6 protein-coding genes and 1 pseudogene are annotated in these 6,403 nt (G+C 70.1%); 5 read left to right on the forward strand and 2 right to left on the reverse strand.

Annotation, left to right across the window (positions count from 1 at the left end):
- Positions 1-23: 23 nt before the first annotated feature.
- Positions 24-866: a hypothetical protein gene (locus CR470_RS17755; RefSeq protein WP_097868570.1), complete on the reverse strand. Its 843-nt coding sequence runs from the start codon at positions 864-866 to the stop codon at positions 24-26.
- 399 nt (positions 867-1,265) lie between these two features.
- On the opposite strand from CR470_RS17755, the pseudogene CR470_RS17765 reads away from it, so the two are divergent.
- Positions 1,266-1,715, forward strand: a pseudogene (locus tag CR470_RS17765) (IS5 family transposase); the annotation flags it as partial.
- 121 nt (positions 1,716-1,836) lie between these two features.
- Here the strand turns inward: CR470_RS17765 and CR470_RS17770 are convergent.
- A complete protein-coding gene (locus CR470_RS17770) occupies positions 1,837-3,342 on the reverse strand; it encodes an FUSC family protein (protein ID WP_097868571.1) in 1,506 nt (501 codons plus the stop codon).
- A 307-nt stretch (positions 3,343-3,649) separates the two neighbouring features.
- Here CR470_RS17770 and CR470_RS17775 point away from each other — a divergent pair, with 307 nt between their 5' ends.
- The 4 genes from CR470_RS17775 to CR470_RS17790 all read left to right on the forward strand — a co-directional run.
- A complete protein-coding gene (locus tag CR470_RS17775) occupies positions 3,650-3,970 on the forward strand; it encodes a hypothetical protein (RefSeq protein ID WP_097868579.1) in 321 nt (106 codons plus the stop codon).
- Positions 3,971-4,061: 91 nt separating this feature from the next.
- On the forward strand, positions 4,062-4,571 hold the full coding sequence (locus tag CR470_RS17780) for an Lrp/AsnC family transcriptional regulator (RefSeq protein WP_097868572.1): 510 nt from the start codon (positions 4,062-4,064) through the stop codon (positions 4,569-4,571).
- 37 nt (positions 4,572-4,608) lie between these two features.
- The gene (locus tag CR470_RS17785) at positions 4,609-5,301 is read left to right on the forward strand and encodes an HAD family hydrolase (protein WP_097868573.1); all 693 of its coding nucleotides are present in this window, start codon (positions 4,609-4,611) and stop codon (positions 5,299-5,301) included.
- A 264-nt stretch (positions 5,302-5,565) separates the two neighbouring features.
- Positions 5,566-6,403, forward strand: an 838-nt coding sequence (locus CR470_RS17790) for a serine/threonine-protein kinase (RefSeq protein ID WP_257138753.1), incomplete at its 3' end; no start/stop codon positions are given.

Genomic DNA, 6,403 nt, shown 5'->3' on the forward strand with positions numbered 1-6,403 from the left:
TCTCCTCGATCCCCTCCTGGTCGTCATCCGCCCTTCGCCTCGTCCGCCCATCCGTCGAAGAACGCGTCGGAGAGGTTCTCGGGATCGAGGGTGTTGTGACGGAGGCGTATCAATCGCCCGAACCGCCTGCCTGGCGAGCGCAACAGCTCTTCACCCACACAGATGCGACGGCGGAGCGTCACCGGCCCCGGCAACTCGATACTGACCATAAGACCGTAGGTGGTCTGGTCGCCCATTCCGGGGATCCCGGGGTAGGTCACCACCTCGTCGACCCGGCCGACGGACACCTGAGCGTCGGCGTACAGCACGCGTGACTGACGTGGCGTACTCCGATGTGGCCGGCCCCCCTGCCATCCGTCGAAGAGCACGTCGTCCAGATCATCGGGGTCGAGGGTGTTGTGGCGGAAGCGGACCCCTCGACCGACATCATCGTCGCTGAGGTGCCCCGGCCCCGCGCCCAGCTCGATCTTCCGGCGGATCGTCACCGAGCCCGATAGCAGGGCGCTCACCATGATGTCGTAGTTGTCGGGAGACTCCCCGCTGGTGTGGGTGATCACCTCGTCGACCCGGCCGACAGACACGTGCCCGTCGGTAAATCTTGCTTCGCTGAGACGACCCCCTGCATGTGAACCGAGGGCCACGCAGGTGAGGACGAGCACCACTGTCACCGCGATCAGTCCCCAGAAGAGGGGGTGGCTATGACGTTCCGTGACCACGCTCCAGACGACGAACACCACCCCTCCCAGCACCAGCAGCAGGCCGACCCAGAAGAGGAAGTCACTCCTTCGGGACCAGCGGCGGATACTCGCCCGGGTCTCCGGCGTCTTCGCCTGACGCGTCCACTCCTCAGTCTCCCGTCTGCTCATCCGGGCCCCCCTTTCTCCGCCCCCCGCGTCACCCAGTCTGACCGGCGGTCACCGATGTGTGACGCCCTCACATCCTCCATGATGTTGCCGACGCGTCACTGCTGATCGTCAGAAGGCCTTATCGACGGGTTGACTCGCGCCGCGTGAAGTGGTGGCGTACACCGGTCCTGCAACCGTCAGTGACGTGATGTCCGCGACTTTGTCGCACAGCCTCGACTCCAGAACTGCGCATCGTCGGATTCGCTGGTTCATCCCGGACCGCCGCGGTCGTGTGTGAATCAGCTCCAGCTTGTGCAGCGCCGCCTGTTGGACCTTGCGATCGATTGCCTTGGCGAACTGCTCGTGCCAGATCCCTTCGGTGTCCTTGCTACCGAACGACCTGACCACGGAACCGCTCGACCGAGTCCGGTCGATCGTGCCCGAGCCGGATCGAAACACAACCTGATCACCGACGGACACGGCACACCGCTTGCCGTGATCCTCACGGGCGGCAACCGCAACGACGTCACCCAGCTCATGCCGCTGATCGACGCCATCCCACCCATCAGAGGCCGGGTCGGGCACCCGCGACGCAAGCCGGACTCACTCTTCGCCGACCGCGGGTACGACCACGACATCTACCGCGACCAGGTCCGGCAACGCCGCATCGTGTCGGCCATCGCCCGCCGCGGCACCCTCCACGGCACTGGGCTGGGCACCTACCGCTGGGTCGTCGAGCGCAGTTTCGCCTGGCTCCACGGCTTCAAACGCCGCCGCATCCGCTGGGAACGACGAGCAGACATGCATGAAGCCTTCCTCAAGCTCGCCTGCTGTCTCATCACCCACCGACAGATCAGCTCATTGTGTTAGCTCCATTAAGGCCGATTCTGGATCGCCACGCCCTCCACATGGCGGGTCATCGGGGACACGGTGTCCGCGATTCCTGAAGAGGCTGGGATCGGCCTACGGGTGACTCCCCCGACTCCGGACCTCAGGCGTTCGCCGACGCCGGGTAAGGAGCGTGGCTGAGCGGGCTGACGAGTTCGGCGAGGGCACGTTCCAGGTCGTGGAGGTGGGCAAGGGCAGGCTCTGTCGCGGTGGAGTGATCCGTGTGGACGGGCGCTGGGGGAATCGCGCCGGGGCGGGGCGCGGTGAGGATCTCGACTGCGGACTGGACCCGCCAGCAGGCAGCCGCGAGGCGGGCGTCGTGCGAGGCGTCGGGGTCGGCTGCGACAAGAGCCAGGCTGCGGACCTCGCGGGCGCAGTCGTCGAGCAGGGCCAGGACTCTGCGGGCGCGCGCCTTGCGGGCGCGCAGCGGGTTGAGCGGGTGAACCAGGGGCGCGAGGGAGAGCCGTACCCGCCCCAGCAGAAGTTCGAGCTCAGCGATGTGGGGCTCGGGGTCGGCGCCCGGGGTGCCGGCGATACGCGCAGCGGCCTGGGCGGTGCACGCGTGGACGCACCCCAGTGCGCGCTGGATCCAGGAATGGGTCGTCGCGTGCGTGGTGACGGGAAGCACCACCAGGACCGCGAGGGCGGCCCCGAGCGCCCCGACTCCGGTCTCCGTCAGCCGCAGCACCAGCAGTCCGGGGTTCAGGACTCCGAGCAGTCCGTAGAGGAGGGAGACCATCAACGTGACGGCGAAGATCATCCAGGAGTACGACACCGCGGCCGTGTAGAAGACCCCGAAGACGCACACCGCCACCAGGATCGTCGTGCCCGTGAGGTTCCCGTTGACGGGAATCGCGATGAGCAGTCCGGCGGGAATCCCGAGGACGGTGCCCAGAACCCGGCGGAAGCCGCGCACCAGCGTCTCACCGCGCGACGTGGTGTTCACGAAGATCCACCAGGCCGTGCCCACCGCCCAGTACCAGCGGTCCTGCGACAGGACCTGCCCCGCCCCCAGAGCGAACGCGCAGGCCGCGGTCGCCTGTATCGCTTGGCGGGTGGTCACACGTCCCAGACCCCGCCCTCCCGCCGGGGCGGGCACACGCGCGGGCGGACAGCGGCGCTCGAAGCACCACAGAACGAAACGGACGGCCGAGGAGACCAGGAGGGCAAGGACGACAGCGGTGAGAAGCTCGGGCAATTGCGTGAGAGTGGCGTGCAGGAACTGGGCGGTGAAGAACATCATGAACGCGAAGATCCCCAGCGCGTTCCCGCGCGGCCCCCATCGCCGCGCGAAGACTCCCGCACCGACCACGGCCAAGAAGGCCAGGTCCCGGACCAGCGGAGCATCATGCAATCCGCTCGCGAGCGCGAGTACGGGGAATCCGATCGCCGGCAACAGGGCGGTGGTCAGGACCTGCGCACGGATGTCCGCGTCCGTGACCGTGAAGAGGGCGAGAAGAGCGGCCAGGCCGCCCGTGATCACAGCGACCAGCGCGTGCCCGGTCACCGCGCACGCGGCCACCGCACCGCCGACCCCCACGACGGAGCGCGCGGCACTCCGCAGTCGCAGCCGACCCGGATCCGGTGCTACGCACACCCTCTTCAGCACACTTCCGCCCCTCCCGCGTCTCCGCGCGGAACTCGCATGAAAAAGGCGCCGCGGAAGTCCGCAGCGCCATCGATGGGTCCATTGCAGCATCTGTCGGGCTCTTGGATCAAATCGGGAGGAGAACTGTGTACCAATGGCCCAGTATCCTTAGCGAAGCTTCGGCCACCGGCGTGCCAACGGACCATCCGGGACGGCACCGCTCCGCGCGAGGGACGTACGCATCGGACGGCCGCGCTCCGGTTCGAGGGCTCGTGGATGAGTACGCGTACTCATCCCCCGGGCCGTGCGGGCGGCGCACCATGCCGACATGGACATGGACATGCGCGCGGACGGGACCCGGGAGCGCGTGCCCCGGAGCGGAGCGGCGAACCTCCTGGTGTTCCTGGCTCTTCTGCCGCTCGACGCGCTCGTCGGCGGCTACGCCTGGCTCGCGATCGGCATGAGCGGCTGGGCCGCCGCGCACAACGGCGAGGAAGTCGCCGTCGCGGTGACGGAGCTGGCGGGGTACGGCGGCGTACTGGCCGCTGTGGGGCTGGCCCTGTGCTGGGGAAGGTACTGGGGCGCCGCGGTGGCCCAGTTCGCGCTGACGGCCGTGCTGACGGCCTGGCTGCTGTCGTTCTCCGGGTGACGCGCTGTCCTGCCGCCCCGGCGGCACGGGGCCCCTCGTCCTGGGTACAGTCGGGGCCGCACCGGACGGCTCGGAAGGAGATCTGCGGATCATGGCGGTGGATGCTCTCGACACCCGGATCCTGCGCCTGCTGATCGAGCAGCCGCGCACCAGCGTCCGGGAGTACGCGCGCGTCCTCGGGGTGGCCCGCGGCACCCTGCAGGCCCGGCTCGACCGGCTGGAGCGCGACGGGGTGATCACCGGTACCGGGCCGACCCTCTCCCCCGCCGCGCTCGGCCATCCCGTGCTCGCCTTCGTCCACCTGGAGGTCACGCAGGGGCATCTGGTCGAGGTGGGCGACGCCCTGGCGGCCGTGCCCGAGATCATCGAGGCGTTCTCGACGACGGGCGGAGGCGATCTGCTGACCCGCGTCGTCGCCCGGGACAACGGGCACCTGGAGGACGTGATCCAGCGGCTGATCCAGCTCCCGGGGGTCGTCAGGACGCGGACCGATGTGGCGCTGCGCGAGCGGGTGGCGCACCGGGTGCTGCCGCTGGTGGAATCCGTGGGGCGTGCGGCGGGCGACCGGGACCGGCCGGGTTCCGCGTCCGGTCAGGGGTGACCGGGACCGTCGCCGACGGCTGCGGCATGCTGGAGCCATGACTCCCCGCCCCGTGACCGCGCCCGGCCCCCACGTGATCTTCGACCTCGACGGGACGCTGGTGGACAGCGAGCCGAACTACTACGAGGCGGGGCGCCGGCTCCTCGCCCGGTACGGGGTGCGGGACTTCGACTGGGAGGCCCATACCCGGTTCATCGGTATCGGCACCCGGGAGACGCTGACCGTCCTGCGCGCGGAGTACGGGATCGACGCCCCGGTCGAGGAACTGCTCGCCGGGAAGAACGCCCTGTATCTGGAGCTCGCCGGGGAGTCGACGGAGGTCTTCCCGCAGATGCGGGTCTTCGTGGAGCGCCTGTACGCGGCCGGGGTGCCGATGGCGGTGGCCTCCGGTTCGTCCCGGGCCGCGATCGGGGCGGTCCTCGCGGTCACCGGGCTCGACGCGTACATCCCGCTGTACGTCTCCGCCGAGGAGGTCGCGCACGGCAAGCCGGAGCCGGACGTGTTCCTGGAGACGGCCCGGCGGATGGGGGCGGAGCCGGAGGACTGCGTGGTGCTGGAGGACGCCCCGCCCGGAGCGGCGGCCGCGCACGCGGCGGGCATGCGGTGCTTCGCCGTCCCCTACGTATCGGAGACCGCGTCCGACCCGGCGTTCGAGGCCGCCGACCTGCTGTTCGCGGGCGGGCAGTCCGGGTTCACGGCCGATGCCGCGTACCGCCGGCTGATCGGCTGACCCGGGGTCCGGCGAGCGCTCCCTGCGCCGAGCCGGGCGAGGAGAAGTGCCGGACCGTCAGCGAAGCCCGGTGAAAAGGTCGTCAGGGCATCGGAGCTCCGCCGGACCGATATCCTGATCATGTCGTTCGCCGCTCCGCCCAGGGCTCCGCCGGAGACCGGAATCACGGGGGCCGGCAGCCGGAGCGGGCCACCATTCGAGATAGGTGTACAGGTGCTGGTAGCTGGTCGGTACCGATTGGTATCCCCCATCGGTCGTGGCGGCATGGGCGAGGTGTGGCGCGCCACGGACGAGGTGCTGGGGCGCGCCGTGGCCGTGAAGCTGCTGCTGGGGGACCAGGCGGATGCCTCGGCGACCGCCCGCTTCCGGCTGGAGGCGCAGACCGCCGCCCGGTTGAGCCACCCGCACCTGGTGGCCGTGTTCGACTTCGGGGCCTGGGAGGACCGGTTCTTCCTGGTGATGGAGCTGGTCGAGGGGCAGAGCCTCGGCGACCTGCTGGCCGCCCAGGAGCGGGTCCATCCCGAACAGGTCGCCCTGATCGCGGGCCAGGCGGCCGCCGGGCTGGCCGCCGCGCACCGCCAGGGCATCGTCCACCGTGACATCAAGCCGGGCAACCTGATGCTGGACGCGGACGGCTCGGTGAAGATCGGCGACTTCGGGATCGCCCAGTTCGTCGACGATCCCTCGACCGCGCTGACGACGGCCGGTCACATCGTCGGCACGAGCCTCTACTTGGCCCCCGAGCGGGCGCTGGGACGTACCGCCGACTCCGCGTCCGACATGTACTCCCTGGGGTGCGTCGTCTATCAACTGCTGCTCGGGCAGCCGCCGTTCCGCTCCGACACGGCGACCGCGACGCTGTACCAGCATGTCGACACCCCGCCGGTCCCGCTGCGGCAGCGAGGCGTGGAGATCTCCGCCGCCTTCGACTCGTATCTCCTCGGACTGCTGGCCAAGCAGCCGGAGGAGCGGCCCACGGCGCAGCAGGTCTCCGACTGGTTCCGCACCGACGCCTGGCGCGGCCGGCCGGAGCCCCTCCCGCTGCAGACGCCGACGTCCCACCGGGCGTCCGCCCCGGTGGCGCCGCAGCCCTCCCCCGGCG

Origin of the sequence: Streptomyces sp. rh34 (assembly GCF_002551245.1) — a bacterium.
Classification (GTDB): Bacteria; Actinomycetota; Actinomycetes; order Streptomycetales; family Streptomycetaceae; genus Streptomyces.